22 protein-coding genes and 1 pseudogene are annotated in these 26778 nt (G+C 70.6%); 17 read left to right on the top strand and 6 right to left on the bottom strand.

Annotated elements, in window-relative coordinates; genetic code table 11:
* Positions 1-118: 118 nt before the first annotated feature.
* Positions 119-424, bottom strand: coding sequence for a ferredoxin (locus ACZ4IF_RS20690; RefSeq protein WP_359492495.1), 306 nt, complete (start codon positions 422-424; stop codon positions 119-121).
* A gap of 254 nt (positions 425-678) precedes the next feature.
* On the opposite strand from ACZ4IF_RS20690, the gene arc reads away from it, so the two are divergent.
* From arc to prcA, 5 genes are all read left to right on the top strand, one after another.
* Positions 679-2445 carry a proteasome ATPase gene (arc, locus tag ACZ4IF_RS20685; RefSeq protein ID WP_095933197.1) on the top strand — a complete coding sequence of 589 codons (1767 nt, stop codon included), beginning with the start codon at positions 679-681 and terminating at the stop codon, positions 2443-2445.
* Positions 2446-2679: 234 nt separating this feature from the next.
* Entirely contained in the window at positions 2680-4191 is a 1512-nt protein-coding gene (gene dop / locus ACZ4IF_RS20680; protein ID WP_345647765.1) for a depupylase/deamidase Dop, read from the top strand.
* Between the two features lie 156 nt (positions 4192-4347).
* On the top strand, positions 4348-4566 hold the full coding sequence (locus ACZ4IF_RS20675) for a ubiquitin-like protein Pup (protein ID WP_028801616.1): 219 nt from the start codon (positions 4348-4350) through the stop codon (positions 4564-4566).
* A gap of 147 nt (positions 4567-4713) precedes the next feature.
* Positions 4714-5559 carry a proteasome subunit beta gene (gene prcB, locus ACZ4IF_RS20670; protein ID WP_467564744.1) on the top strand — a complete coding sequence of 282 codons (846 nt, stop codon included), beginning with the start codon at positions 4714-4716 and terminating at the stop codon, positions 5557-5559.
* A 57-nt stretch (positions 5560-5616) separates the two neighbouring features.
* Positions 5617-6366 carry a proteasome subunit alpha gene (prcA, locus tag ACZ4IF_RS20665; protein ID WP_359492492.1) on the top strand — a complete coding sequence of 250 codons (750 nt, stop codon included), beginning with the start codon at positions 5617-5619 and terminating at the stop codon, positions 6364-6366.
* A gap of 99 nt (positions 6367-6465) precedes the next feature.
* Here the strand turns inward: prcA and ACZ4IF_RS20660 are convergent, their stop codons facing one another.
* Complete coding sequence (locus ACZ4IF_RS20660) at positions 6466-7485, bottom strand: LacI family DNA-binding transcriptional regulator (RefSeq protein ID WP_467564742.1); 1020 nt, start codon at positions 7483-7485, stop codon at positions 6466-6468.
* Between the two features lie 107 nt (positions 7486-7592).
* Between ACZ4IF_RS20660 and ACZ4IF_RS20655 the strand changes: the two genes are divergently transcribed.
* The 12 genes from ACZ4IF_RS20655 (at position 7593) to ACZ4IF_RS20600 (ending at position 19793) form a co-directional block, all read left to right on the top strand.
* Complete coding sequence (locus ACZ4IF_RS20655; RefSeq protein WP_467564740.1) at positions 7593-8852, top strand: MFS transporter; 1260 nt, start codon at positions 7593-7595, stop codon at positions 8850-8852.
* Between the two features lie 9 nt (positions 8853-8861).
* Complete coding sequence (gene pafA, locus ACZ4IF_RS20650; protein ID WP_062672158.1) at positions 8862-10223, top strand: Pup--protein ligase; 1362 nt, start codon at positions 8862-8864, stop codon at positions 10221-10223.
* A gap of 129 nt (positions 10224-10352) precedes the next feature.
* Positions 10353-11354, top strand: coding sequence for an FKBP-type peptidyl-prolyl cis-trans isomerase (locus ACZ4IF_RS20645; RefSeq protein ID WP_467564737.1), 1002 nt, complete (start codon positions 10353-10355; stop codon positions 11352-11354).
* 69 nt (positions 11355-11423) lie between these two features.
* Entirely contained in the window at positions 11424-11795 is a 372-nt protein-coding gene (locus tag ACZ4IF_RS20640) for an FKBP-type peptidyl-prolyl cis-trans isomerase (protein ID WP_028801609.1), read from the top strand.
* Positions 11796-11919: 124 nt separating this feature from the next.
* On the top strand, positions 11920-12873 hold the full coding sequence (locus ACZ4IF_RS20635; protein ID WP_345647749.1) for a helix-turn-helix transcriptional regulator: 954 nt from the start codon (positions 11920-11922) through the stop codon (positions 12871-12873).
* Between the two features lie 16 nt (positions 12874-12889).
* On the top strand, positions 12890-13915 hold the full coding sequence (locus tag ACZ4IF_RS20630; protein ID WP_095933190.1) for a helix-turn-helix transcriptional regulator: 1026 nt from the start codon (positions 12890-12892) through the stop codon (positions 13913-13915).
* A gap of 65 nt (positions 13916-13980) precedes the next feature.
* Positions 13981-14241: a hypothetical protein gene (locus ACZ4IF_RS20625; RefSeq protein ID WP_425589241.1), complete on the top strand. Its 261-nt coding sequence runs from the start codon at positions 13981-13983 to the stop codon at positions 14239-14241.
* 19 nt (positions 14242-14260) lie between these two features.
* Positions 14261-14455, top strand: coding sequence for a hypothetical protein (locus ACZ4IF_RS20620; RefSeq protein ID WP_345647741.1), 195 nt, complete (start codon positions 14261-14263; stop codon positions 14453-14455).
* A gap of 238 nt (positions 14456-14693) precedes the next feature.
* A complete protein-coding gene (tatA, locus tag ACZ4IF_RS20615; RefSeq protein WP_028801604.1) occupies positions 14694-14978 on the top strand; it encodes a Sec-independent protein translocase subunit TatA in 285 nt (94 codons plus the stop codon).
* A gap of 47 nt (positions 14979-15025) precedes the next feature.
* On the top strand, positions 15026-15973 hold the full coding sequence (tatC, locus tag ACZ4IF_RS20610) for a twin-arginine translocase subunit TatC (RefSeq protein WP_467564733.1): 948 nt from the start codon (positions 15026-15028) through the stop codon (positions 15971-15973).
* Positions 15974-16003: 30 nt separating this feature from the next.
* Entirely contained in the window at positions 16004-16894 is an 891-nt protein-coding gene (locus tag ACZ4IF_RS20605; RefSeq protein WP_467564731.1) for a diacylglycerol kinase, read from the top strand.
* A gap of 40 nt (positions 16895-16934) precedes the next feature.
* Positions 16935-19793 carry a DEAD/DEAH box helicase gene (locus tag ACZ4IF_RS20600; protein WP_467564729.1) on the top strand — a complete coding sequence of 953 codons (2859 nt, stop codon included), beginning with the start codon at positions 16935-16937 and terminating at the stop codon, positions 19791-19793.
* A 250-nt stretch (positions 19794-20043) separates the two neighbouring features.
* Here the strand turns inward: ACZ4IF_RS20600 and atzF are convergent.
* The 4 genes and pseudogenes from atzF to ACZ4IF_RS20580 all read right to left on the bottom strand — a co-directional run.
* Positions 20044-21708, bottom strand: a pseudogene (gene atzF / locus ACZ4IF_RS20595) (allophanate hydrolase); the annotation flags it as partial.
* Positions 21709-21748: 40 nt separating this feature from the next.
* Entirely contained in the window at positions 21749-25264 is a 3516-nt protein-coding gene (locus ACZ4IF_RS20590; RefSeq protein ID WP_467564727.1) for a 5-oxoprolinase/urea amidolyase family protein, read from the bottom strand.
* On the bottom strand, positions 25261-25860 hold the full coding sequence (locus ACZ4IF_RS20585; protein WP_467564725.1) for an urea amidolyase associated protein UAAP2: 600 nt from the start codon (positions 25858-25860) through the stop codon (positions 25261-25263). Before ACZ4IF_RS20585 ends, ACZ4IF_RS20590 begins: the two co-directional genes overlap by 4 nt.
* Complete coding sequence (locus ACZ4IF_RS20580) at positions 25857-26681, bottom strand: urea amidolyase associated protein UAAP1 (RefSeq protein WP_467564723.1); 825 nt, start codon at positions 26679-26681, stop codon at positions 25857-25859. The genes ACZ4IF_RS20585 and ACZ4IF_RS20580 overlap by 4 nt, the downstream gene beginning before the upstream one ends.
* Positions 26682-26778: the final 97 nt, after the last annotated feature.

Genomic DNA, 26778 nt, shown 5'->3' with positions numbered 1-26778 from the left:
GTGTAGTCCCGGCGTCGTCCCGTCGTGACCCCGACCGGTTCCGAACAAAAAAGAACACCCCCCGCGGAGCGGGGGGTGTGAGACGGCGTACAGCCGGTGACCGAAGGTGGCCGTGAGGTCACTCCGCGTCGGGGCCGTAGACCTCGACCCTGTCCGAAACCCGACGTACGTGGATGCACTCGCCGGGACACTCCTTCACGGAGTCCTGCACGTCGCGCAGAAGCGGCAGCGGCACGGGCGTTGTGGCGCCGGGGGCCTGGAGCAGCTCGTCCTCGGGACTCTTCACGTACGCCAGCCCGTCGATGTCCAGCTCAAAGACCTCCGGAGCGTACTGGGCGCAGATCCCGTCGCCGGTACAGAGGTCCTGATCGATCCAGACCTCAAGCGCCTCGCCGTTTACCCCGGCCTCCTGCTGCACGGTCATTTCTCCTGCCGTTTCCTACGTCGAGCGACCCGAAGTGGCTGCAAGTCGGGCCAGCTCTGACGGGTGTTGAACGCTTCGACCCTACCTCCGTCCGCTTCCCAATCATGTTGGGTGGGTATTCCCCTGGCGTGAGGGAGAGCGCAAGGGTGAAGATCGGACACACCCCGACAGTCTTTGTGATCTAGGGGTTTCAATCGACACCCACCCAGGTAGGGTCTGGAAGCGTCCAGCTCCCCTTGGAGGAGGTGAGGACCGTGGCAGCCCACGACGACGACATGAACCGCGGCATCCGCCCGGGACGGGGGTCCGATGACCCCGCCGGACAGATTGCCTACCTTGAGCAGGAGATCGCCGTCCTGCGACGCAAGCTCGCCGACTCTCCGCGTCACACGAGGATTCTCGAAGAGCGGATCGTCGAGCTGCAGACCAACCTGGCCGGCGTGTCCGCACAGAACGAGCGACTCGCGAACACGCTCCGTGAGGCCCGCGACCAGATCGTGGCCCTCAAGGAGGAGGTCGACCGGCTGGCACAGCCGCCGGCGGGCTTCGGTGTCTTCCTCACGGCGAACGAGGACGGCACGGCGGACATCTTCACCGGGGGCCGCAAGCTCCGGGTGAACGTCAGCCCCAGCGTGGAGCTCGACGAGCTCAGGCGTGGCCAGGAAGTGATGCTCAACGAAGCCCTCAACGTGGTCGAGGCCATGGAGTACGAGAGCGTCGGCGACATCGTCACCCTCAAGGAGATCCTGGAGGACGGCGAGCGCGCCCTCGTGGTGGGGCACACCGACGAGGAGCGGGTGGTGCGGCTCGCCGAGCCGCTGCTGGACGTCACCATCCGTCCCGGCGACGCCCTGCTGCTCGAACCCCGTTCCGGCTATGTCTACGAGGTCGTCCCGAAGAGCGAGGTCGAGGAACTCGTCCTCGAAGAGGTCCCTGACATCGGCTACGAGCAGATCGGCGGCCTGGGCAACCAGATCGAGATGATCCGCGACGCGGTCGAGCTCCCGTACCTCTACCCCGACCTCTTCAAGGAGCACGAGCTGCGGCCACCGAAGGGTGTCCTGCTGTACGGGCCTCCCGGATGCGGCAAGACGCTCATCGCCAAGGCCGTCGCCAACTCGCTGGCGAAGAAGGTCGCCGAGGTGACCGGTCAGGCCACCGGCAAGAGCTTCTTCCTCAACATCAAGGGCCCCGAGCTCCTGAACAAGTACGTCGGTGAGACCGAGCGGCAGATCCGCCTCGTCTTCCAGCGTGCTCGGGAGAAGGCCAGCGAGGGCACGCCCGTCATCGTCTTCTTCGACGAGATGGAATCCCTCTTCCGCACCCGTGGCTCGGGTGTCAGCTCGGACGTGGAGAACACCATCGTCCCGCAGCTGCTCGCCGAGATCGACGGTGTTGAGGGCCTGCAGAACGTGGTGGTGATCGGCGCCTCGAACCGCGAGGACATGATCGACCCCGCCATCCTGCGGCCCGGCCGGCTCGACGTGAAGATCAAGATCGAGCGTCCGGACGCCGAGGCGGCGAAGGACATCTTCGGGAAGTACCTCACCCAGCGCCTCCCGCTGCATTCCGAGGACGTCGGGGAGCACGGCGGCGACAAGGCGGCCACCGTCCACGGCATGATCCAGACCGCCGTGGAACAGATGTACGCCGAAACCGAGGAGAACCGCTTCCTGGAGGTCACCTACGCCAACGGTGACAAGGAAGTCCTGTACTTCAAGGACTTCAATTCCGGCGCCATGATCGAGAACATCGTGGGCCGAGCCAAGAAGATGGCGATCAAGGACTTCCTCGAACACAACCAGAAGGGTCTCAGGGTCTCCCACCTCCTCCAGGCCTGCGTGGACGAGTTCAAGGAGAACGAGGACCTGCCGAACACGACGAACCCGGACGACTGGGCCCGGATCTCCGGAAAGAAGGGCGAACGGATCGTGTACATCCGTACCCTCATCACCGGAAAGCAGGGCGCGGACACCGGACGCTCCATCGACACGGTGGCCAACACCGGTCAGTACCTGTAAAAGACAGGGCGGCTGCGGGTGCCCTTCATGGGTACCCGCAGCCGACTGTTTTGCGGGTCACGGCTGGAGCACAGCAATGACGCAAATGATCTCCCCACCAGCGCAGAGGCGTTCTAGGCTCTTTCGTACCGCCGAGTCGCGCAGTGCGGGGACGGGCACCGCACACGCACCGGAGCGCCAGCGGTACTTGAGCAGCGCCCCCGACCGAGGGCGCCGCCGGGCAAGGAGGGCCGCATGACCGTACGGCGAGTAATGGGCATCGAGACGGAGTACGGGATCTCCGTCCCCGGCCACCCCAACGCCAATGCCATGCTCACCTCGTCCCAGATCGTCAACGCTTACGCGGCGGCGATGCACCGGGCGCGCCGCGCCCGCTGGGACTTCGAGGAGGAGAATCCGCTGCGGGACGCGCGAGGCTTCGACCTCGCCAGGGAGGCCGCCGACGCCAGCCAGCTCACCGACGAGGACATCGGCCTGGCCAATGTCATCCTCACCAACGGCGCGCGGCTGTACGTGGACCACGCGCACCCCGAGTACAGCGCTCCCGAGGTCACGAACCCGCGCGACGCGGTCCTCTGGGACAAGGCCGGCGAGCGCATCATGGCCGAGGCCGCCGAGCGGGCCGCCCAGCTCCCGGGCGCCCAGCCGATCCACCTCTACAAGAACAACACCGACAACAAGGGCGCCTCCTACGGCACGCACGAGAACTACCTGATGAAGCGGGAGACCCCCTTCTCGGACATCGTGCGCCACCTGACGCCCTTCTTCGTCTCGCGCCAGGTCGTCACCGGAGCGGGCCGCGTCGGCATCGGCCAGGACGGGCACGAGCACGGCTTCCAGCTCAGTCAGCGCGCCGACTACTTCGAGGTCGAGGTGGGTCTGGAGACGACCCTGAAGCGCCCGATCATCAACACCCGCGACGAGCCGCACGCGGACGCGGAGAAGTACCGCCGGCTCCACGTGATCATCGGCGACGCGAACCTGTCCGAGATCTCGACCTACCTCAAGCTGGGCACGACGGCCCTGGTCCTGTCCATGATCGAGGACGGCTTCATCGCCGTGGACCTCGCCGTCGACCAGCCCGTACGCACCCTCCACCAGGTCTCCCACGACCCGACGCTCAAGCGGCTCGTCACGCTCCGCAGCGGCCGGACACTCACCGCCGTCCAGTTGCAGATGGAGTACTTCGAGCTGTCCCGGAAGTACGTGGAGGAACGGTTCGGGGCGGACGCCGACGAGCAGACCAAGGACGTCCTGCTGCGCTGGGAGGACACCCTGAACCGCCTGGAGAACGATCCGATGAGCCTCGCCGGAGAGCTCGACTGGGTCGCCAAGCGGGAGCTCATGGAGGGCTACCGGCGCCGTGACGGCCTGGACTGGGACGCCGCCAAGCTCCACCTCCTCGACCTCCAGTACGCGGACGTGCGCGCCGAGAAGGGCCTGTACAACCGCCTGGCGGCCCGTGGACGCATGAAGCGCCTGCTGGACGAGGCCGAGGTCGACCGGGCGCGTACGAAGCCGCCGGAGGACACCCGCGCGTACTTCCGCGGGCGCTGCCTGGAGCAGTACGCGGACGACGTGGCGGCCGCGTCCTGGGACTCCGTGATCTTCGATCTGCCGGGCCGGGACTCGCTCCAGCGCGTCCCAACCCTGGAGCCGCTTCGCGGAACGCGTAATCACGTCAAGGAGCTCCTGGACCGCTGTCGCACGGCCGAGGACCTGGTCAGGGTGCTGTCCGGCGGCTGACCGGCCGCCCGTGCGGGGAGGGGCCGGACAGGGTGGAAAACCCGGCGCACGGGAATCATCGAGGTGGCCCCCGTACGTTGTAGCAACTGCGGGGCCGATGTCGGACCCTGCTTGTAGGGTCTGATCAAGAACGTCGAACCGAGCGGGGTGAGGGTTATGGCGACCAAGGACACCGGCGGCGGACAGCAGAAGGCGACGCGCTCCACCGAGGAGGTCGAGGAGCAGGCGCAGGACGCGCAGGCCTCCGACGACCTCAAGGAGCGCCAGGAGAAGCTGTCGGACGACGTCGACTCCGTACTGGACGAGATCGACGACGTCCTCGAGGAGAACGCCGAGGACTTCGTGCGTTCCTTCGTCCAAAAGGGCGGGGAGTAGCGCCAGTTGTCCGTCCCGGGGCCGGTCTGATCCATTAGGTCGGCGCCGGGACGGATGACCGGCGTACGCGCGGGTATGGTCCGTGCACAGATTTGATGATCGGCTCGGCCGTCCACGTCGGGCCGCAGCCTACGTGGAAGGAATCGCGTGGAAGCCAACCCTCGCAGCACCGGGCGTCTGCCGGCTGCCTTCCTGACGCCCGGCTCGTCCTCGTTCATGGACTTCCTGGCCGAGCACCAGCCGGACATGCTCCCTGGTATGCGGCAGCTGCCGCCCACCCAGGGCGTGATCGAGGCCCCGCACGGCACCACCATCGTCGCCGCCACGTTCCCCGGCGGTGTGGTCCTCGCCGGTGACCGGCGCGCGACCATGGGCAATGTCATCGCACAGCGCGACATCGAGAAGGTCTTCCCGGCCGACGAGTACTCGGCGGTGGGCATCGCGGGCACGGCCGGTCTGGCCGTCGAGATGGTGAAGCTGTTCCAGCTGGAGCTGGAGCACTTCGAGAAGGTGGAAGGCGCCCAGCTCTCCCTGGAGGGCAAGGCGAACCGCCTCTCCACGATGATTCGTTCCAACCTCGGCATGGCCATGCAGGGCCTCGCCGTGGTGCCGCTCTTCGCCGGGTTCGACGTGGACCGCGGCAAGGGGCGCATCTTCTCCTACGACGTCACCGGCGGCCGCTCCGAGGAGCATGGGTACGCCGCCACCGGCTCCGGCTCGATCTTCGCGCGCGGTGCCATGAAGAAGCTCTACGGCAAGGACCTGACCGAGGAGCAGGCCACGACCCTGGTCGTCCAGGCCCTGTACGACGCGGCAGACGACGACTCGGCGACCGGTGGTCCCGATGTCGCCCGCCGGATCTACCCCATCGTCACCGTGATCACCGAGGACGGCTTCCGCCGGCTCACCGACGAGGAGTCCTCCGAGATCGCCCGCTCGATCCTGGAGCGGCGTCTGGAGCAGCCCGACGGCCCGCGGGCCGCACTGCTCTGAGCCCGGCCTCTTTATCAAGGTGATCCAGTGACTTCGACAGAAAGGGATGGATAACCGGTGTCGACGCCGTTCTACGTCTCACCCCAGCAGGCCATGGCCGACCGGGCGGAATACGCCCGCAAGGGCATCGCCCGCGGCCGCAGCCTGGTCGTGCTGCAGTACGCCGACGGCATCGTGTTCGTCGGTGAGAACCCGTCCCGCGCACTGCACAAGTTCAGCGAGATCTACGACCGGATCGGCTTCGCCGCCGCCGGCAAGTACAACGAGTACGAGAACCTCCGGATCGGCGGCGTCCGCTATGCCGACCTGCGCGGTTACACCTACGACCGTGACGACGTGACCGCCCGCGGTCTCGCCAACGTGTACGCCCAGACCCTGGGCACGATCTTCTCCAGCGCGGCCGAGAAGCCGTACGAGGTGGAGCTCGTCGTCGCCGAGGTGGGCGAGACGCCCGAGGGCGACCAGATCTACCGGCTGCCCCACGACGGATCCATCGTCGACGAGCACGGCTCGGTCGCCGTCGGCGGCAATGCCGAGCAGATCAGCAGCTATCTGGACCAGCGTCACCAGGACGGCATGACGCTGGCGGAGGCCCTGAAGCTGGCCGTGCAGTCGCTGTCCCGCGAACCGAACGGCGGTGAGCGGGAGATCCCCGCGGAGCGCCTGGAGGTCGCGGTGCTGGACCGCACCCGCCCGCAGCAGCGCAAGTTCAAGCGGATCGTCGGACGTCAGCTCGCCCGCCTGCTGGAGGCGGGCGGCGCCACCACCGCCACGGAGGCCGAGGAGTCGGCCGAAGACGAGGAGTGACCTCGGCTTCTTCCGCAGTGCTCCGCGCGCCCCGGCCGCCCGTTCGGCCGGGGCGCGCCGCTGTGCCGGAGGGGCTCGGGGGTGCCGGTGCGGGCCCGCTCAGGTGGCTGGAGCGCCTGGCGGGGCCGTGGAGCCCCGTACGACGAGAGTGACCGGGATGTCGCCTTGAGGGGGAGTCCGGCCCTCCAGGACCGCCAGGAGGGCCTCCATGCCCCGTTCCCCGAAGAGCTCGGCGTCCAGCCGTACGGTCGTCAGCTCGGGATCGATGGCGCGGGCCAGGGCCAGATCGTCCAGGCCCGTGATGGAGAGGTCGTCCGGGACACGCAGCCCCAGGCGCCGTGCCGCCTTGTAGGCACCGGCCGCCAGTTTGTCGTCGTCGCAGACCAGCGCGGTGGGCCGGGGATCGGTGGTGAGCGCGGCCGCCGCGGCGGTCAGGGCGCCCTCGATGGAGATCGGGGCCCGTGTCGTGCGCAGCTCGGTCCCGGGGACCGCGGCGAGACGCGCGGCCAGCTCCCGTGCGCGCACCTCGAAGGTCCACGAGGCGATGTCGGCCGCGAGGTGCAGAAAGCGGCGGTGCCCCAGGGCGAGCAGGTGATCGGCGACCTGCCGTACCCCGTCCGCGATGTCGAGATTGACCGTGGCCGCGCCGAGGCTGCCCGCCGGATCGCTGTCGAGCATCACGAGCGGGAGCTGGTCGCCGCGGAACGCGGAGAGCGCGTCCGCGGCCATGGACGAGGCGATCACGCCGTCCAGCGCGGCCGCCGCCGAGCCGAAGGGGTCCCGGGCGGGGCCGATGCCCTCGGGGGAGGGGTACAGGACCACGCCGAAGCCGTGCGCGGCCGCCACCCGGGCCGCACCGGTGTAGACGCCCGCGAAGAATTCCGTGGTGAGCGCCGGGACGACCAGGAGGACGGTGCGGGTGCGGCCCAGGCGCAGATTGCGGGCCGCGAGGTTCGGGCGGTAACCGAGCTCCTGGGCCGCCGCCCGGACGCGTTCCGCCGTAGCCTCGGAGACCCGGCCGCGCCACTTCTCGCCGAGCACCAGGGAGACCGCGGCCTGGGACACTCCGGCGGCCTGGGCGACGTCCCGGCTCGTGGGGCGCGTGCTACCTCGTGCCACCGTCGACCTGCTCCCTCGTCTGGACTCCCGGTCAGCGCACATGGTACGTATGGAAGACGACGTTATACGTAAAACCTCAAACGTCACGCACGACGGAAGGGCAGGGCATGGCCGCCGGATACCTGGAGATCCTCAGGGCGAGGCACGCCGCACGGCTCCTCGTCGGCACCCTGGTCGGGCGACTGCCGAACGCCACCGCCGCCATCGCCGTGGTGCTCTTCGTCCGCGCCGAGGGCGGTACCTACAGCCTGGCCGGCGCGCTGGCCGCCGTGTACGGCGTGGCCAACGCCGTGGGGCAGCCCCTGCTCGGGCGCCTGGTGGACCTGCACGGCCAGCCCCGCGTCCAGCTGCCCGCCGCGCTCGTGTCGGCCCTCGGAATGGGCGTCTTCGCCTTCGCGGGCACGGAGCCGCTGCCGCTCGCCCATGTCTCCATGGCCGTCGCCGGACTGTTCACGCCGCCCCTGGAGGGCGGTCTGCGGGCGCTGTGGCCCTCCGTGCTGCGCAGGGAGGAGCAGGTGCACACCGCGTACGCCATGGACGCGGTGGCGCAGGAGGTCATGTTCACCGTCGGACCGCTGCTCGTGACGTTGTGCGTGGCGCTCTGGTCCGCCCAGGCCGCGCTGCTCGTCCTGAACGTCATCGGGGTGCTCGGCGCGCTCTCCGTGGTCGTCTCGCCGCCCTCGCGCGCATGGCGCTCGGCCCCGCGCGAGGCGCACTGGCTCGGCGCGCTGCGCTCCGCGGGCCTGCTGGCCCTGCTCGCCGCCTTCCTGTGCATCGGGGTGGCCCTGGGCTCCATCACCGTGGCCGCCGTGTCGTACGCCGACGACCACGGCGGGGACGCGGTGTACGGCTGGCTGATGGCCGGCATCGGCCTCGGCGCACTATTCGGCGGCACCGTGTACGGCATGCGGCAGTGGGGCGGCGCGCCGGAGCGGCGACTGCGCGGGCTCGTGGCCCTCCTGGCGGTGTGTTACCTGCCCCTCACGCTGGTGCCGGGCCCCGTCGCCATGACCGCGCTCACCACCCTCGCCGGCGTCTTCCTCGCGCCCTGCATCGCCTGCGCCTTCGTCCTGGTCGACCGGCACGCACCGAAGGGGACGGTCACGGAGGCGTTCTCCTGGCTCGTGACCACGTTCACCGTCGGCGCGTCGGTCGGAACGGGCCTGACGGGCCCCGTGGTCGAGCGGGGCGGGGCCGTGTGGGGCTTCGCCGTGCCGAGTGCCGCCGGGGCCGCCGCACTGGTGGTTCTGCTGGCCACGGGGCGGGTCCTCGCAGCTGCCGGACGGGGTGCGGTCGTTGCGGTCTCATCGGAAAATGATCCAAACCGTGCCGTCGAACCCCGTTTCAGCTCGGAGGATCGGGCGTAATGTTCAGTCATGGACCGCCGCATTTTCGGGCTGGAGAACGAGTACGGCGTCACGTGTACGTTCAGGGGACAGCGGCGCCTGTCTCCCGACGAGGTGGCGCGGTACCTCTTCCGCCGTGTCGTGTCATGGGGCCGCAGCAGCAATGTCTTTCTGCGGAACGGTGCCCGCCTCTATCTCGACGTGGGATCACATCCGGAATACGCGACACCCGAATGTGACAACGTGACGGAACTCGTCACCCACGACAAGGCCGGCGAGCGCATTCTCGAAGGACTCCTGGTCGATGCCGAACGACGCCTGCACGAGGAAGGAATCGCGGGCGACGTCTATCTGTTCAAGAACAACACCGACTCGGCGGGCAACTCCTACGGCTGCCACGAGAACTACCTGGTGGCCCGGCACGGGGAGTTCTCCCGGCTCGCGGACATCCTCATCCCGTTCCTGGTCACGAGGCAGCTGCTGTGCGGTGCGGGCAAGGTGCTCCAGACCCCGCGCGGCGCCGTGTACTGCGTCAGCCAGCGGGCCGAGCACATCTGGGAGGGCGTCAGCTCCGCGACGACCCGCTCGCGTCCCATCATCAACACCCGGGACGAGCCGCACGCGGACGCCGAGCGCTACCGCCGCCTGCACGTCATCGTCGGCGACTCGAACATGTCCGAGACGACGATGCTCCTGAAGGTGGGGGCCACGGACCTCGTGCTGCGCATGATCGAGGCGGGCACCGTGATGCGCGACCTCACCCTGGAGAACCCGATCCGGGCGATCCGCGAGGTCAGCCACGACATCACCGGCCGCCGCAAGGTGCGCCTGGCCAGCGGGCGGGAGGCATCCGCCCTCGAAGTGCAGCGCGAGTACTACGAGAAGGCCGTGGACTTCTGCGAGCGCCGCGGCATCCGCACCGGGACGGTCGAGCAGGTCCTGGAGCTGTGGGGCCGCACGCTGGACGCGATCGAGGCCGAGGACCTCGACCGGATCGGCACCGAGATCGACTGGGTGATGAAGTACAAGCTCATCGAGCGGTACCGCGCCAAGCACAACATGACGATGTCTCACCCCAGGGTCGCGCAGATAGACCTCGCCTACCACGACATCCACCGTCGCCGAGGCCTGTACTACCTGCTGGAGAAGAAGGGGCAAGCCACCCGGATCTGCAACGACTTGAAGATCTTCGAGGGCAAGTCCGTACCGCCGCAGACCACTCGGGCGCGACTGCGCGGCGACTTCATCCGGCGCGCCCAGGAACAGCGCCGCGATTTCACGGTCGACTGGGTCCACCTGAAGCTGAACGACCAGGCGCAGCGCACCGTGTTGTGCAAGGACCCGTTCCGCTCCGTCGACGACCGGGTGGAGAAGCTGATCGCGGGAATGTGAGCCGCATGTTCCGAAAGTGATTCCGGAACGCAACGCGGGGCGCCGTACGTTTTCCGTACGGCGCCCTTCTCACGTCGTAGAGTTGCGCGCACGCCATCAACCAAGATCGACCGATACGAGGCCCCCACCGTGCGCCGACGCTCACTCCTTCTCGCCGTACCCGCTGGATTGGTCACACTCGCCGGATGCGGTGACGACGGCAAGTCAGACACGGCGAAGTCCAGTGCCAGCCCCTCTCCTTCGGGCTCCGCCTCCGCAGCGCCGCCGCCGAAGATCGTCGACGGTCCGCTGCCCGGCATCACCGCCGGCACGAAGTTCGACGAGAAGCCGACCGTCGCCAAGGGCACCGGCAAGCCGTCGGAGAACCTCGCCGTCCGCACGGTCATCGCGGGCAACGGCCAGACAGTCGCCGAGAACGACTACATCCAGGCCAATTACCTCGGCCAGATCTGGGACACGGCGAAGGTCTTCGACAACTCCTACGACCGCAAGACGCCGCTGGTCATCCAGCTGGCGCAGGGCGGCATCATCGACGGCTGGCGGTACGGCCTGGTCGGCAAGAAGGCGGGCAGCCGCGTCGAGATGGCCGTCCCGCCGACCTGGGGCTACGGCAAGCAGGGCAACACCCAGGCGGGCATCAAGGGCACCGACACGCTGGTGTTCGTGGTCGACATCCAGCAGACCTTCAACGCGAAGAGCTCCGCCAAGGGCAAGGACGTCCCCCAGACGGACGCGAACCTCCCGAAGGTCGGCACCAACACCGACGGCAAGGCGCCCTCCATCGAGGTGCCCAAGGCCGCCGCGCCCACCAAGCTCGTGGCGAACTACGTCATCGAGGGCGACGGCGAGGAGGTCCAGGCCGACAGCAGCGTGCTGGTGCAGTACAAGGGCGTGCTCTGGGACGGCGGCAAGGAGTTCGACTCGACCTACGGCCGGGGTCAGCTGACCTCGTTCTCCCTGCAGCAGGTCGTCAAGGGCTGGGCCCAGGGCCTGACGGGCAAGAAGGTCGGCAGCCGCGTCCTCATCGTCGTCCCGCCGAGCCTCGGCTACGGCGACAACCCGCCGAGCGGCAGCGGCATCAAGAAGGACTCCACTCTGGTCTTCTCCGTCGACATCCTGGCGAAGATGTAACCCTCCCAGGGATGTGAGACTGTCGGTGTTGCCGTAAGGCAACCAAGCGAACAAGCAGGAGCCAAAGACGTGAGCATCGAGAAGCCCGAGATCGACTTCCCGGGCGGCGAGCCCCCGGCGGACCTCGAGATCAAGGACATCTGGGAGGGTGACGGAGAGGTGGCCCAGGCGGGCCAGAACGTCACCGTCCACTACGTGGGTGTCGCCTTCAGCACCGGCGAGGAGTTCGACGCCAGCTGGAACCGCGGGACGCCGTTCCGCTTCCCGCTCGGCGGCGGCCGCGTCATCAAGGGCTGGGACCAGGGCGTGCAGGGCATGAAGGTCGGCGGCCGTCGCCAGCTGACCATTCCGGCCCACCTCGCCTACGGCAACCAGAGCCCGACGCCGGCGATCAAGCCCGGCGAGACGCTGATCTTCGTCGTGGACCTGGTCGCGGTCTGATCGTCCGGCGACCGGACCCGATCACCTGGGGCCCATGCCTGTACAGGCATGGGCCCTCGGCTTTTGCCACGACACCCCGGGGCGGTACGGTCGACGATCGGAAGCACCATAGGGAAGGGCGTCGATGGCCATTGCCAAGGCCGAGCGGCTGATGAACCTGGCGCTGTGTCTGCTCGGGACACGCCGGCCGCTGAGCAAGCGAGAGCTGCGCGAGTCCATCGAGGCCTACCTCGAAGCGAGCTCGGACGACTCCTTCAACAGAATGTTCGAGCGCGACAAGGACGATCTGCGCGAACTCGGCCTGGTCATCGAGACGGTGGAGAACCTCGACGGCGAGGTCGGCTACCTCGCCCGCCGGGACAGCAACCGGCTGCCGCCCATCACGCTCGACGCCGAGGAGGCCGCCGCCCTCGGCCTTGCCGCCAAGGTCTGGCAGCAGGCCCGGCTGGCCGGTGCGGCGAGCGGGGCCCTGCAGAAGCTGCGCGCCGCCGGACTGCCCGAGGACGTGGACCCTTACGAGGCCCATGGCGCCCTGGAGCCGCACATCCCCGTCCACGAGGCGGCCTTCGAGCCCCTGATGCTCGCGTGCCGCGACCGCCGCCCGGTCGTCTTCGACTACCGCAAGGCCACCGCGGCACACCCGGAGTCCCGCCAGGTCGAGCCGTGGGCCCTCGAATGCTGGCGCGGCCACTGGTACCTGGCCGGCTGGGACCGCGACCGCGGTGCCGAGCGCGTCTTCCGGCTCTCCCGGATCACCGGCCGGGTCCGCACCCGCGCCGGACGCTTCACGGCCGAGGTGCCCGACGTCGTCACCGTGCGTGAGACCGTCGCGGGCTGGGCGGGGGAGATCGCCGACCGCTCCGCGCTGATCCGGCTGCGGACCGGCGCCGGCTACCCGCTGCGCGCCAAGGCGGTCTCCGTACGGGAACTGGGCGACGGCTGGGACGAGTTGGAGATTCCGTACGGGCACGGCCTGGACGCCTGGCTCGTCGAGTTCGGGCCCGACGTGGTGGTCCTGGAGCCCGCGGAGCTGCGGGCCGACGTCGTGGACCGGCTGCGCGCCGTGGCCAAGGGCTGAGGGGGAACGTAAGAAAGTGGCAGGAAAACCGGCCAGGCCCGCGAACGCGATCGACCAGACCCGGCGGATGCTCTCCCTGGTGACCTATCTGCGCGAGCGTCCCGGCGCGCGCGTCGGCGACGTCGCGCGTGCCTTCGGGATCACCGAGGACGAGCTGATCTCCGACCTCGACGTGCTGCCCCTGTGCGGGACCAGCTTCCGCGGCGGCGACCTGCTGGACATCGACACCGACGGCGACCGCATCTGGTGGCACAACCCGGACGACGTCGCGGAGCCGCTGCGTATCGCCGCCGACGAGGCGACCGCGCTGCTCGTGGCGGCCCGCGCGGTGGCCACCCTGCCCGGCCTGCGCGAGGGCGACCGGCAGGCGCTGCTGCGCGCCACCGCCAAGGTGGAGGCCGCCTCGGGTGAGGCGGCGGGCGCGAGCTCCCGCCTGTCGGTGACCTTCGAGTCCGAGGGCGGGGTCTTCGCGGACGTCGACCGGGCGATCTCCGAGCGTCGCCGGCTGTGGATCCGCTACTACTCGCCGTCGCGAGACGAGCTCTCCGAGCGCGAGATCGACCCGATCCGGCTGGTCAGCGTCGGTCACACCTACGTGGAGGCCTGGTGCCGCCGCTCCGAGGCGCGCCGCACCTTCCGGCTCGACCGGGTCGCCGAGATCCGCATCCTGGACGAGCCGTCGGCGCCGCCCGAGATCGAGCTCAGGGACCTCTCCGAGGGGCTTGTGCAGCCCGCCGCGGAGGACCCCGAGGTGGTCGTCGAGGTCGGTCCGGGCGGGCGCTGGGTCGCCGAGTACTACCCGCACGACAGTGCGGATGAGCTTCCGGACGGCGGGCTGCGTATCACCCTGCGGACCCCCGATCCGGCGTCGCTGCGGCGGCTGGCACTGCGTCTGGGCCGCGACGGCCGGATCGTGTCGCCGCAGGGCCTCGCGGACAGCGCCCGTCAGGCGGCCCGCGACGCGCTCGCGGCCTACGACGGGCTCGACGCGCCGCGAGGGGTTCAGGACGGGCCGTACGACAGGCAGGAGCAGGAGCTTTGAGCACGTCGTCGAAGTCTGGCGGGCAGGAGAAGGCGACCGTGGCGCACCGGACCGGCGCGCCCGAGATGTCGGCCGTGACGGCCTTCGCGGGGATGCGAAGGGTGGTCGAGGTGATGTTCAAGGCCGCCTGTCCCGACTGCCGGGCGGGCTTCGAGCTCGGGGCCGGCGCCCTGCGCCTGGCCATCGGCGCGAGCAGCCGCACCACCTTCTACTCCTTCACCTGCCCCGAGTGCGGCTCGGCCGTCCGCAAGCCGGCGGGGGAGCGCATCGTCGAGCTGCTCACCGGGGGCGGGGTGCGCACCCTGCGTCTGCACTCCACCGTCTAGAACCTCTAGGGTCGACGTCATGTTCTGGCCGATGTTTGCGATCGCTGCGGGGTTCCTGGGAATCGCCGTGCTCGGCGTCCTCGCCGTCCGTGTCTTTGTGGAAGCGGAGCGTCTGGGCCGCCAGGTCTCCGAGTCCGCGCGCCGGATCGGAGGGGCCGCCGAGGAACTGGAGACGGCCGCCGCACGCGCCGCGAGCTCGGTCGACGCACTGTAAGACGTGGGTGTGATGCGTTTCGAGGGGCTTTCGCCCTGTCACCTTTCGGGCAACGACAGGTACGCTGCTGGTCGTGGCCCGAAGAACGAGGCGCGGGTCGCGAACTGGGAGTACGCACAGGGATTGCCGCGCGTTCACCCCTGAGCGTTACGATCGCTGTCAGCACGACGATCGGACACATGTCCGGCCGATCGCACAGCACCCCGACCATGCAGCCTCGGTGAGAAGGTAAAGACTTATGTTCGGAAGGCTCGGAGCTCCCGAGATCATTCTCATCCTCGTCGTCATCATCCTGTTGTTCGGCGCGAAGAAGCTTCCGGACATGGCGCGCTCCCTCGGCAAGTCCGCCCGGATCCTCAAGAGCGAGGCCAAGGCGATGAAGGACGAGGGCAGCAACCCTGCTCCGGCGGGCCCGCCGAACACCGACGAGCAGCCCCCGGCTCAGCGCACGATCCAGGCCGCGCCCGGCGACGTGACCAGCTCCCGTCCGGTCAGCGAGCCCACGGACACGACCAAGCGCTGACGCAGGGCCGGTGACGTCCGGCCCGCTGCACGAGATGGGAACGTGGGTTGCTCAAGTCTGCCCGCAACACGGAGAAGGATCCCGAGGGGCGGATGCCCCTCGCGGAGCACCTTCGTGAGCTGAGGAACCGGCTCGCGAAGGCGATGCTGGCCATCGTCCTGGTCACGGTCGTCGCCGCCTTCTACTACAACGACATCATCAACTTCTTCACCAAGCCGGTCCTGGACTCGGTCGGGTGTCCGAAGACGTTCGCCGAGCTGGCGAAGATGCCCAAGGGCGACCAGTGCGCGCAGATCACCATCAACGGTCTGCTGGCCCCGTTCACCCTGGCGCTGAAGGTCTCCCTGATGGCGGGTGTCGTGCTCGCCTCGCCGGTCTGGCTCTACCAGCTCTGGGCGTTCGTCGCGCCGGGCCTGCACAAGAACGAGAGGAAGTACGCGTACGCCTTCGTCGGGACCGGCGTCCCGCTGTTCTTCGGCGGCGCCTTCTTCGCGTACAAGGTGCTGCCCACCACGGCGAAGGTGCTGATCGACTTCACGCCGAACGGCGTCAGCAACCTGCTGCCGCTCGACGACCTGCTCGACCTCGTGACGCGCATGGTGGTCGTCTTCGGCCTGTCGTTCGAGCTGCCCCTGCTGCTGGTCATGCTCAACCTCACGGGCGTCCTCACCGGCAAGCGGATGCTCGGCTGGTGGCGCGGCATGATCATGGGCATCACCGTCTTCGCGGCGCTCGCCACCCCCAGCACCGACCCGCTGACGATGCTGGCGCTCGCCGGGCCGATCTGGATCCTGTACTTCGGGGCCGTCGTCTTCTCGCTCCTCAACGACCGGCGCAAGAAGCGCCGCGAGGCCGAGGGACCGGGCGACGACGAGGCCTCCGCCCTCGACCTGACGCCCGAGGACATCGGCGCGGTCGAATCCGTGTCGGCCAGCCGGGCCCTGCCGGAGCAGGCGGGTACGGACCGGGTGAACGGTTATGACGACGTGACCTGACGAAGCCCGTCGACCTCGTAGGGTCACCCTGTGGCCAGCGAGATCACCCTCTTCGTCAATCCCACCGCGGGACGCGGCCGGGGCGCCCGAGCGGCGCAGCCGGCCGCTTCGGCTCTCCGGGCGGCGGGATTCACCGTCCGTACGGTCCTCGGCGAGAATCCGCGCGACGCCCTCGCGCAGGCGCGTGCCGCCGTCGAGAGCGGCACCGACGCGCTCATAGCGGTCGGCGGCGACGGCATGGTGAGCCTCGCCCTCCAAGCGGTCGCCGGAACCCGCACCCCGCTCGGTCTGATCGCCGTCGGCACCGGCAACGACTTCGCGCGCGCCCTGGACCTGCCCGTCCAGGACCCCGCAGCGGCGGGCCGGCGGATCGCCGAGTCCCTGAAGGCGTCGCGGCTGCGCGACATCGACCTGGGCCGGGTGAACGGCACGTGGTTCGGCACGGTCCTCGCCTCGGGCTTCGACTCCCGCGTCAACGACCGCGGCAACCGCATGCGCCTGCCCGCCGGCCGCTTCAAGTACGACCTCGCGATCCTCGCCGAGCTCGCCGCCTTCAAGCCCTTCCCGTTCCGGATCACGCTCGACGACGGCGAGGCCCGGGAGATCGAGGCGACGCTCGTGGCGGTCGGCAACGGATCGTCGTACGGCGGCGGCATGAGGATCTGCGCGGACGCGGACCTGGAGGACGGGCTGTTCGACGTCACCGTCGTCGGTGACTGCAGCCGGACGACGCTGCTCAAGGTGTTCCCGAAGGTCTACAAGGGCACGCACCTCGATCATCCGGTGGTGAGCGTGCACCGGGCCGCGAAGGTCGAACTGCTCGCCGAGGGCATCACCGGGTACGCGGACGGGGAGCCGCTCGGGCCGCTGCCGCTGACCGCGGAGTGCATCCCGGCGGCGGTGCGGGTGGTGCTCGCCTGAGCTGCGGGGACCTCTTGTCTCACAGCATCTGATCCGGATATTGATCGTCGTGTTGTCAGTGCCGCCCGGTAGTCTCGAAAGCACGATGACAGAGGACCTCTCACCGGCCGAGCGGTACGCGGCAGCACGCAGGCGCGCTGCCGAGCAGGCCACCGCGCTCGCCTCCTTCCGCGAGATGTACGACTTCGGCCTCGACCCCTTCCAGATCGAGGCCTGCCAGGCCCTCGAAGCGGGCAAGGGTGTGCTCGTGGCCGCGCCCACCGGCTCCGGCAAGACGATCGTCGGCGAGTTCGCCGTCCATCTCGCCCTCCAGCAGGGCAAGAAGTGCTTCTACACGACCCCGATCAAGGCGCTCTCGAACCAGAAGTACGCCGACCTGTGCCGCCGTTACGGCACGGACAAGGTCGGTCTGCTCACCGGGGACAACAGCGTCAATTCCGGGGCGCCGGTGGTCGTCATGACCACCGAGGTGCTGCGCAACATGCTGTACGCGGGCTCGCAGACCCTCCTCGGACTCGGCTATGTCGTCATGGACGAGGTGCACTACCTCTCCGACCGCTTCCGCGGCGCCGTCTGGGAAGAAGTGATCATCCACCTCCCGGAGTCCGTGACGCTGGTGTCGCTCTCCGCGACCGTGTCGAACGCGGAGGAGTTCGGCGACTGGCTGGACACCGTCCGCGGCGACACCCAGGTGATCGTCTCCGAGCACCGACCCGTGCCCCTGTTCCAGCACGTGCTGGCCGGGCGCCGGATGCACGACCTCTTCGAGGAGGGCGAGGGCCAGAAGAAGGCCGTCAACCCCGACCTCACGCGGATGGCGCGCATGGAGGCCAGCCGGCCGTCGTACCAGGACCGCAGGCGGGGCCGGGCGATGCGCGAGGCCGACCGTGAGCGGGAGCGCAGACAGCGCTCCCGCATCTGGACGCCGGGCCGCCCCGAGGTCATCGAGCGGCTCGACTCCGAGGGCCTGCTGCCCGCCATCACCTTCATCTTCAGTCGCGCGGCCTGCGAGGCCGCCGTCCAGCAGTGCCTGTACGCAGGCCTGCGGCTGAACGACGACGACGCACGCGCCAAGGTCCGCGCCATCGTGGAGGAGCGCACCTCCACCATCCCGAGGGAAGACCTGCACGTCCTCGGCTACTACGAATGGCTGGAGGGCCTGGAGCGCGGCATCGCGGCCCACCACGCGGGCATGCTGCCCACGTTCAAGGAGGTCGTCGAGGAACTCTTCGTACAGGGCCTGGTCAAGGCCGTCTTCGCGACGGAGACCCTCGCACTCGGCATCAACATGCCCGCCCGCTCGGTGGTGTTGGAGAAACTCGTCAAGTGGAACGGCGAGCAGCACGCCGACATCACACCCGGCGAGTACACCCAGCTCACCGGCCGCGCCGGGCGCCGCGGCATCGATGTCGAGGGCCACGCGGTCGTGCTGTGGCAGCGCGGCTTCAGCCCCGAGCACCTGGCGGGCCTCGCCGGCACCCGCACCTATCCGCTGCGCTCCAGCTTCAAGCCGTCGTACAACATGGCGGTGAACCTGGTCGAGCAGTTCGGGCGGCACCGCTCGCGGGAGCTCCTGGAGACGTCCTTCGCGCAGTTCCAGGCCGACAAGTCGGTCGTCGGGATCTCCCGGCAGGTCCAGCGCAACGAGGAGGGACTCGAGGGCTACAAGGAGTCCATGACCTGCCACCTCGGGGACTTCGACTCGTACATGCGGCTGCGCCGCGAGCTCAAGGACCGTGAGACCGACCTGGCCCGGCAGGGCGCGGTGCAGCGTCGGGCCGAGGCGGCGGTCGCGCTGGAGAAGCTCAAGCCCGGCGACGTGATCCACGTGCCCACCGGGAAGTACGCGGGCCTGGCACTGGTCCTGGACCCCGGCCTGCCCGCGGGCCGGTCGAACGGCCACCGCGGCTTCGAGCAGCACGACGGCCCGCGTCCCCTGGTCCTCACGTCCGAGCGCCAGGTCAAGCGGCTGGCCGCCATGGACTTCCCGGTGCCGGTCGAGGCGCTGGAGCGGATGCGCATCCCGAAGTCCTTCAACCCGCGCTCGCCGCAGTCCCGACGCGACCTCGCGTCGGCACTGCGCACGAAGGCGGGGCACATCGTCCCCGACCGGCACCGCAAGAAGCGCTCGCAGGCGGCCGACGACCGCGAGATCTCCCGGCTGCGCACGGAGATCCGCGCCCACCCCTGCCACGGGTGCAACGACCGTGAGGACCACGCCCGTTGGGCCGAGCGCTACCACCGGCTGCTGCGCGACACCTCGCAGCTGGAGCGCCGCATCGAGGGCCGGACGAACACCATCGCCCGCACCTTCGACCGGATCGTGGCCCTGCTGACCGAGCTGGACTATCTGCGCGGCGACGACGTCACCGAACACGGAAAGCGGCTCGCCCGGCTCTACGGCGAACTGGACCTGCTCGCCAGCGAATGCCTGCGCGCCGGGGTCTGGGAGGGACTCGACCCCGCCGAACTCGCCGCCTGCGTATCGGCGTTGGTGTACGAGTCCCGGGTCGCCGACGACGCGATGGCGCCCAAGGTGCCGTCCGGCAAGGCGAAGGCCGCGCTCGGCGAGATGGTGCGCATCTGGGGCCGGCTCGACGCCCTGGAGGAGGAGTTCCGGATCACCCAGACGGAGGGCGTGGGCCAGCGCGAGCCGGACCTGGGCTTCGCCTGGGCCGCCTACGAGTGGGCCTCCGGCAAGGGACTCGACGAGGTGCTGCGCGAGGCGGAGATGCCCGCGGGCGACTTCGTGCGCTGGTGCAAGCAGGTCATCGACGTCCTGGGGCAGATCGCCGCCGCGGCGCCCGCCGGCGCGGAGGGTTCGACGGTCGCGAAGAACGCGCGCAAGGCGGTCGACGCCCTGCTGCGCGGGGTCGTGGCCTACTCCTCGGTGGGCTGAGACCGGGCCGGGCGCTCCCCGCCGGGGTGCGTCCGGCGGGGCCGGATGACAGGCGGCCCCGCCGGGACATGTCGACGGCGGCCCGCCGCGGAGCCCCCGCAGGGCGCGCCGCCTTCCGCACCGGGCGGCGGCGCACTTCCCCGGGCGTCGGTTCAAGGCAGTCCGGTCCCGGACGGGAGGCGGCGCGACGCGTCCTCGGGCGCAGGCTCCCCGGTGAGCGGCACCCGGCCGACCGTGGGCGGCCAGGGGATCAGTCCTCGGCGCGCAGGTGGGCGCGCCAGCCCCCAAGGTCCGTGATGTCCTGGGCGCCTTCGAGCGCGGCCGGTTCGCAGAGGAAGCCCGGGACGTCGCTGCCGTCGGCCAGCTCCACCCGGCCCAGCGCCATCGGCCGGGGCAGCGCGTCGAGCAGCCGGCCGAGCCCCTCCGCGGGAAGCCGCCACACCTCGGTCTCGACGGCCCCGCCCTCCTCGGGGCCGACATGGACGAGCCCGGGCTTGGGCGGGGTCGTGGACAGCGCGTACAGGCGGTAGACGGGTGCCGTGGTCGTCGTCCGCTCCAGTTCGGCGCCCAGGGACAGCAGCTGCGGGTTCAGCGGCTGACCGGACAGATGCGCGCCGACCACGGCGATCCTCAGCAGCGGCTGGAGCAACCGGGCGATGTGCGCGAGGCGCTCGTCGGTGAACGCGCGGCCGATCAGCATCACACCGAACGGCCCACCGGAGGGAGTGGGACCGGCCGGTACGGCGACGGCCGCCAGGTCGAAGAGGTTCGTCGAGTTGGTGAAGCGGCCGAGCCGGGCGTTGGCGCCGAGCGGGTCGGCGGCGACCTCGGCGAGGGTGGGGTGGCCGGGCGCGGTCGGCAGCAGCAGGGCGTCCGCGTCGCCGAGCTCGGCGAGCGCCCGGGCCCGTAGCACGTCCAGCCGCTCCTGGTCCGCGTACACCTGGTGGGCCGGGATGTCCCGGGAGCGGGTGATGATCCCGGCGACGGTCGGGTCGAGCCCCGCGCCGCCCTCGCTCAGCAACTTGTCGACAAAGCTCCCGACAGCGGCGTAGCGCTCGGCGACGAACGCACCGCCGTAGAGCATCTCGGCGGCCTCGGTGAACGCGGTGAGATCGAGCGTGGACACCTCCGCGCCCGCCGCGACGAGCCGCTCGACGGCCGCCTCGTACGCCTGCGCCCACCCCTCGTCGAGGTCGCCCAGCTGCGGGGTCGGCGGTACGGCGATCCGCCACGGGCCGGGGAGCCGCTGGGGGAGAGCCGGCAGGTCGCGGCCCGGCGGGGACGCCATCTGGGCGAGCACCCGCTCGGCCTCCGGCAGGGTACGGGCGAACACGGTCACGCAGTCCAGCGAGGCACAGGCCGGGACGACCCCGGCCGTGGGGACCAGACCCCGGGTCGGCTTGAGTCCGACGATGCCGTTGAACGCGGCGGGGACACGGCCCGAGCCCGCGGTGTCCGTGCCGAGGGCGAAGTCGGCGATGCCCAGGGCCACCGCGACGGCCGAACCCGAACTGGAGCCGCCGCTGACGCGGTCCGGGGCCAGCGCACCCCGGACGGCACCGTAAGGGGAGCGGGTGCCGACCAGGCCGGTGGCGAACTGGTCCAGGTTCGTGGTGCCGAGCACGATCGCGCCGACGGCGCGCAGCCGGGCGACGACCGGGGCGTCCACCTCCGGGGTGTACGCGTAGGCCGGGCACCCCGCGGTGGTCGGCAGGCCCCCGACGTCGATGTTCCCCTTGACCGCGAACAGGCGGCCCGCGAGCGGCAGCCGCTCGCCCGCGGCCACGCGCTCGTCGATCCCTCGGGCCTCTTCCTCGGCCTCCGCGCGGGGGCGGAGGTCGATCCAGATCTCCGGGCGGTCCGTCGCCTCGATGCGGGCGTATGCCATGCGGACCCTGGTCACGGCGGACATCGGTGCTCCTTGCGCTGGAGGTACGGCGGTACGGGCGGTGGTGCTACGACTCGTGCGGAGCCAGGATCAGCAACGCGGTGCCCGCCTCCACCTGGTCGCCCGGCCTGGTGAGTACCTCGTGGACCAGGCCGTCCATCGGCGCGGGTATCCGCGACTCCATCTTCATGGCTTCCAGGGCCAGCAGCGGCTGACCGGCGGTCACCGTGTCGCCAGGGCGGACGTTCAGCTGCCAGACGGACGCGGCGAACTCGGCCTCGACCAGACGGCCGCCCTCCGGCACGGGGACCTCCGCCGCGGGGGCCGCCGGGGCGGACGCCGCATCGGCGCGGGCGAACTCGCCCGCCGCCTCCCACGCGTCCCGTTCCGCCGCGAACGCCGCGCCCTGCCGGGCCCGGAACTCCGCGATGGACTCGGCGTGCTCGGCGAGGAAGGCCTGATGGCCGGCGAGCGAGAACTCGCCCTCCTCGACGCGGGGGACGAACCGGCCCGAGACGATGTCCGCCCGGAGTTCGAGCAGTTCGTCCGCCTCGACGGGGTACCACTTGATGCGGTCGAAGAAGCGCAGCAGCCACGGTGAGCCCGGCTCGAACGCGCCACGCTGCTGCCAGGCCGACCACACCTGGGTGGTGCGCCCCACGAACTGATAGCCGCCGGGCCCCTCCATGCCGTAGACGCAGAGGTAGGCCCCGCCGATGCCGACCGAGTTCTCGGCGGTCCAGGTACGCGCCGGGTTGTACTTGGTGGTGACCAGCCGGTGGCGCGGGTCGAGCGGCGTCGCGACCGGCGCGCCCAGGTACACGTCCCCGAGGCCCAGGACGAGGTACTCCGCGTCGAAGACCGTGCGGTAGACGTCGGCGACCGAGTCCAGGCCGTTCACCCGGCGGATGAACTCGATGTTCCACGGGCACCAGGGCGCGTCGTCGCGGACCCCCGCCATGTAGCGGGCGATCGCCTCACGGGTCGCCGGGTCGTCCCAGGACAGCGGGAGGTGGACCGTCCGGGACGGCACGGTCAGCTGGTCCCCGGCCGGCAGCGTCCGCGTGATCTCCCGCACGGTGGCGAGGAGTTCACGCTGCGGCAGCCTGCCCGGGTCCGTCTGGATCTGCAGCGAGCGGATGCCCGGTGTCAGATCCGTGACACCGTCGATCCCGGCCGCGGCGACCGCCTCCATCAGCGCGTGCGCCCGCATCCGCAGGGCCAGGTCCAGCTGCGCGGGACCGAACTCGACCAGCAGGTTGTCGTCGCCGCTGCGGCGGAAGGTCACATCGCCGTCCCGCGCGAGCACGCCGCCGTCCACGATCGCCGGGCGCACCGAGCCGTCCTCGGCGAGCGGGGTGAAGCGCACCGTGTCTCCCGGGCGGAGCTGCCCGAGCTTCCAGCGTTCGCCGCTGACGACGGTCGCCGGGCAGACGAAGCCGCCCAGCGAGGGGCCGTCGGGGCCGAGCAACACCGGCATGTCGCCCGTGTAGTCGACGGCGCCCACCGAATACGGCGTGTCGTGGATGTTCGACGGGTGCAGGCCCGCCTCGCCGCCGTCCTTGCGCGCCCAGCGGGGCTTCGGTCCGACCAGCCGCACCCCCGTCCGTGCCGAGTTGAAGTGGACCTTCCAGTCGGCGGCGTAGAAGTCGCGGATGTCGTCCTCGGTGAAGAACTCGGGTGCGGCGTGCGGGCCTTCGAGCGCGCCGACCTGCCATCGCGAGCCGAGGACCGGCCGGTCGGCGGCCGGAACCGGTGTTCCGGACACCACCGAGCCGCCGTGCAGCACGTCGCCGGTGCGCAGCGTCCGCCCGCCGTGCCCGCCGAACCGGCCGAGCGTGAAGGTGGCCGCGCTGCCGAGGAACAGGGGCACGTCCAGACCGCCGCCCGCGAACAGCACATAGGTCCGCAGCCCGTGCTCGTCGGGGGCACCGACGTCCAGCACGGCCCCGGCGGGCACCGTCACCGGCTCCCACTGGGCGACCGCCGTGCCGTCCACGGTGACCGCGGCGGGGGCGCCCGTGACGCACACCGTGGTGGCGTGGGTGAACCTCAGCGACGGTCCTCGCAGCGTGCATTCGAGGCCCGGCGCGCCTTCGTGGTTGCCGAGCGCCCGGTTGCCCAGCCGGAACGACAGGTCGTCCATGGGCCCGCACGGGGGTACGCCGACCTGCCAGTGACCGGTACGGCCCGGCCAGTCCTGCACGGTGGTGAGCGTTCCGCCGGACACCACCTCGATGCGCGGCGTCGGGTCGGTGACGCCGGCCAGCGTCGCCGTCGAGTGCGCCGCCGCCCGGAAGGACGGCTCCGCGAGCGCTGCCCGCACCAGGCCCAGGTTCGTCTCGATGCCGTCGATCCGGGTGCGGGCGAGTGCCTCGTCGAGCCGTCGCAGGGCCTGCGCACGGTCCGGACCGCGGGCGATCACCTTCGCGAGCATCGGATCGTACGACGTGGTCACCTCGGTGCCCGTCTCGACCCAGCCGTCCACCCGGACGCCGCCGGGGAACTCGACCCGGGTCAGCAGGCCCGCGCTCGGCCGGTGACCGCGGGAGGGGTCCTCGGCGTACACCCGCGCCTCGACGGCGTGACCGCGGGGCGGCCCCGGGTCCCGCACGACGTCCGACTCGCCGCGTGCCAGCCGCAGCATCCAGGCCACGAGGTCAATGCCGAGGACCTCCTCGGTCACCGGGTGCTCCACCTGGAGGCGGGTGTTCACCTCCAGGAAGTACGCCTCCTCGCGGGCGGCGTCGTACACGAACTCGACCGTGCCGGCCGAGCGGTAACCGACGCTCGCGCACAGGTCTCGGGCGCCGGCGGCGAGCCGGTCGCGCACCCGCGGCGGGAGTCCCGGGGCGGGCGCCTCCTCCAGGACCTTCTGGTTGCGGCGCTGGAGCGAGCAGTCCCGGTCGCCGAGGGTGACGACGTGGCCCGCACCGTCGCCGAAGACCTGCACCTCGACATGGCGGGCGTCCTCGACGAGGCGCTCCAGGAAGAGGCCGGCGGAGGAGAAGGACGCCGAGACGACGCGCTGCACCCGCTCCCAGGCCTCGGTCAGTTCGCCGGCGGAACGACATGCCGACATGCCGATTCCGCCGCCACCGCCGGTGGCCTTGAGCATCACGGGATAGCCGATCAGGGAGGCCGCGTCGAGCGCCTCCCCGACGGAGTCCAGCAGGCCGGTGCCGGGTGCCAGCGGTACCCCCGCGGCCCGGGCCGCCGCGCGGGCCGTGTGCTTCGCCCCGAACAGTTCCAGCTGCTCCGGCGTCGGGCCCACGAAGACGATTCCGGCGTCCTCGCAGCGGCGGGCGAAGGAGGCGTCCTCGGAGAGGAAGCCGTACCCGGGGTGGACGGCGCCGGCGCCGGTGTCCTTGGCCGCCTTCAGGACGAGGTCGGCGTCGAGGTACGACTCCTTGGCGGGTGCTGGCCCCAGTCGTACCGCCTCGTCGGCGAGCCGGACGTGGGGCGCGCCGCGGTCGGCGTCGGAGTACACCGCGACGGTGCGCAGGCCGAGTTCGCGCGCCGTGCGGATGATGCGTACCGCGATCTCCCCGCGGTTGGCGACGAGAAGCGTGTCGAAGGTCATCGCGCCGCCCCGACGGTCATCTCCACGGCGGTCGGCTCGAAGCCGTTGCAGGGGTTGTTGATCTGCGGGCAGTTGGAGACCAGGACGATCACGTCGCGCTCGGCGCGCAGGGTCACCCTGAGTCCGGGGGCCGAGATGCCGTCGACGATGCCGAGCGTGCCGTCCTTCTCGACCGGCACGTTCATGTACCAGTTGACGTTCGAGACGAGGTCCCGCTTGCCGAGGCCGTAACGGGCGCCCTCCGCCAGGAAGTTGTCCACGCACGCGTGCTGGGACCAGGTGTGGTGCCCGTACCTGAGGGTGTTCGACTCCTTGGAGCAGGCGCCGCCGACCGTGTCGTGCCGGCCCACTTCGTCGTCGACGACGGTCATCAGCGGTGTGTACTCGTTCGACATCAGGACGCTTCCGGTGGTCAGGAAGATGTTGCCCTGCGCGTGGATCGTGTCGGGCGCGCTGTAGCGCACGGCGGTGTCCGCGGCGTCGTACAGCAGGAAGTCGACGGCCTGGTTGCCGTGCAGATCGGTGATGGTGAGCGTCTCGCCGGAGCGGACGACGGCCGACCAGGCGGCTCGGGCGGGAACGACGGTCGTGCTCATGCGAGCCCCCTCGCGGCGAGGAATTCGGCGGTGTTCAGGAAGGCGCGGCGGCCCTCGGGTGTGGCCTCCCACAGCGGGTCGCCCGGCTCGGTCGGCGCCGCCCGCCAGGCGAGCACCTCCAGCGGGCCGCTCACGTACCGTGGGCGGGGGTCGGCCGGGTGCGGCACGTTCGCGATCAGCACGGTCACGTCCTGCTCGGCGCGCAGCGTCACGCTCCCGCCGGGTCCGGACGAGCCGGTGAAGTGCAGCGAACCGTCGTCGCCCACCTCCACCCCCTGGAAGAACGACAGCGAGGGCGGCAGATCACCCGGGGCGAGTCCGTTCTTCGCGGCGGCCAGCTTGAACAGCTCACGGCCGGCCGGGGAGGCGGACTGCGGTGTCCCGTCCCCGTACCGCTCGGTGTTGCGCAGCAGGGTGGACGTGCCGCACAGGGCGTCGTGGCGCCTCGAGGTGTCGGTGACCACCGAGGCCAGCACCCGGCCCTGGTCGGACAGCAGCAACTGCCCCTCGCCGAGGTAGGCGTTCCACTGGACCTTGACGGTGTCCGCCACGTTGAGCCGTTCCCAGGGACGGCCGGCGACATGGAGCAGGAGGTGCGCGCAGGCGTCGCCGGCCAGGTCGGTCAGCCGCATCTCGGTGCCGCGCGCCAGCACCTTGTGCGTGTAGTTGCCGCCCGCCACCGTCTCGGCCCACACCAGGTGGCCCGCCTCGCAGGGCGGGGCGGGCCAGGCGCTCGCCGGGACGACGGGCATGGCCTCGGTGCGCGTGCCCTCCTGGGCGCGCGCATGGGCGCGGGCTCCGTAAGTGGTCGTTGTCGCCATCGCGGGACCTCCGGCTCCGGGTGTCATTTCTGTCGCGCGACAGAAATTAGGGGCGGGCCGGGTCCCGGGCATTGCCCGGCTGTTGCCGCCCGGTTAC

Source organism: Streptomyces sp. NPDC025784, from assembly GCF_055558435.1.
This window is presented reverse-complemented; position numbering and strand designations above follow the sequence as displayed.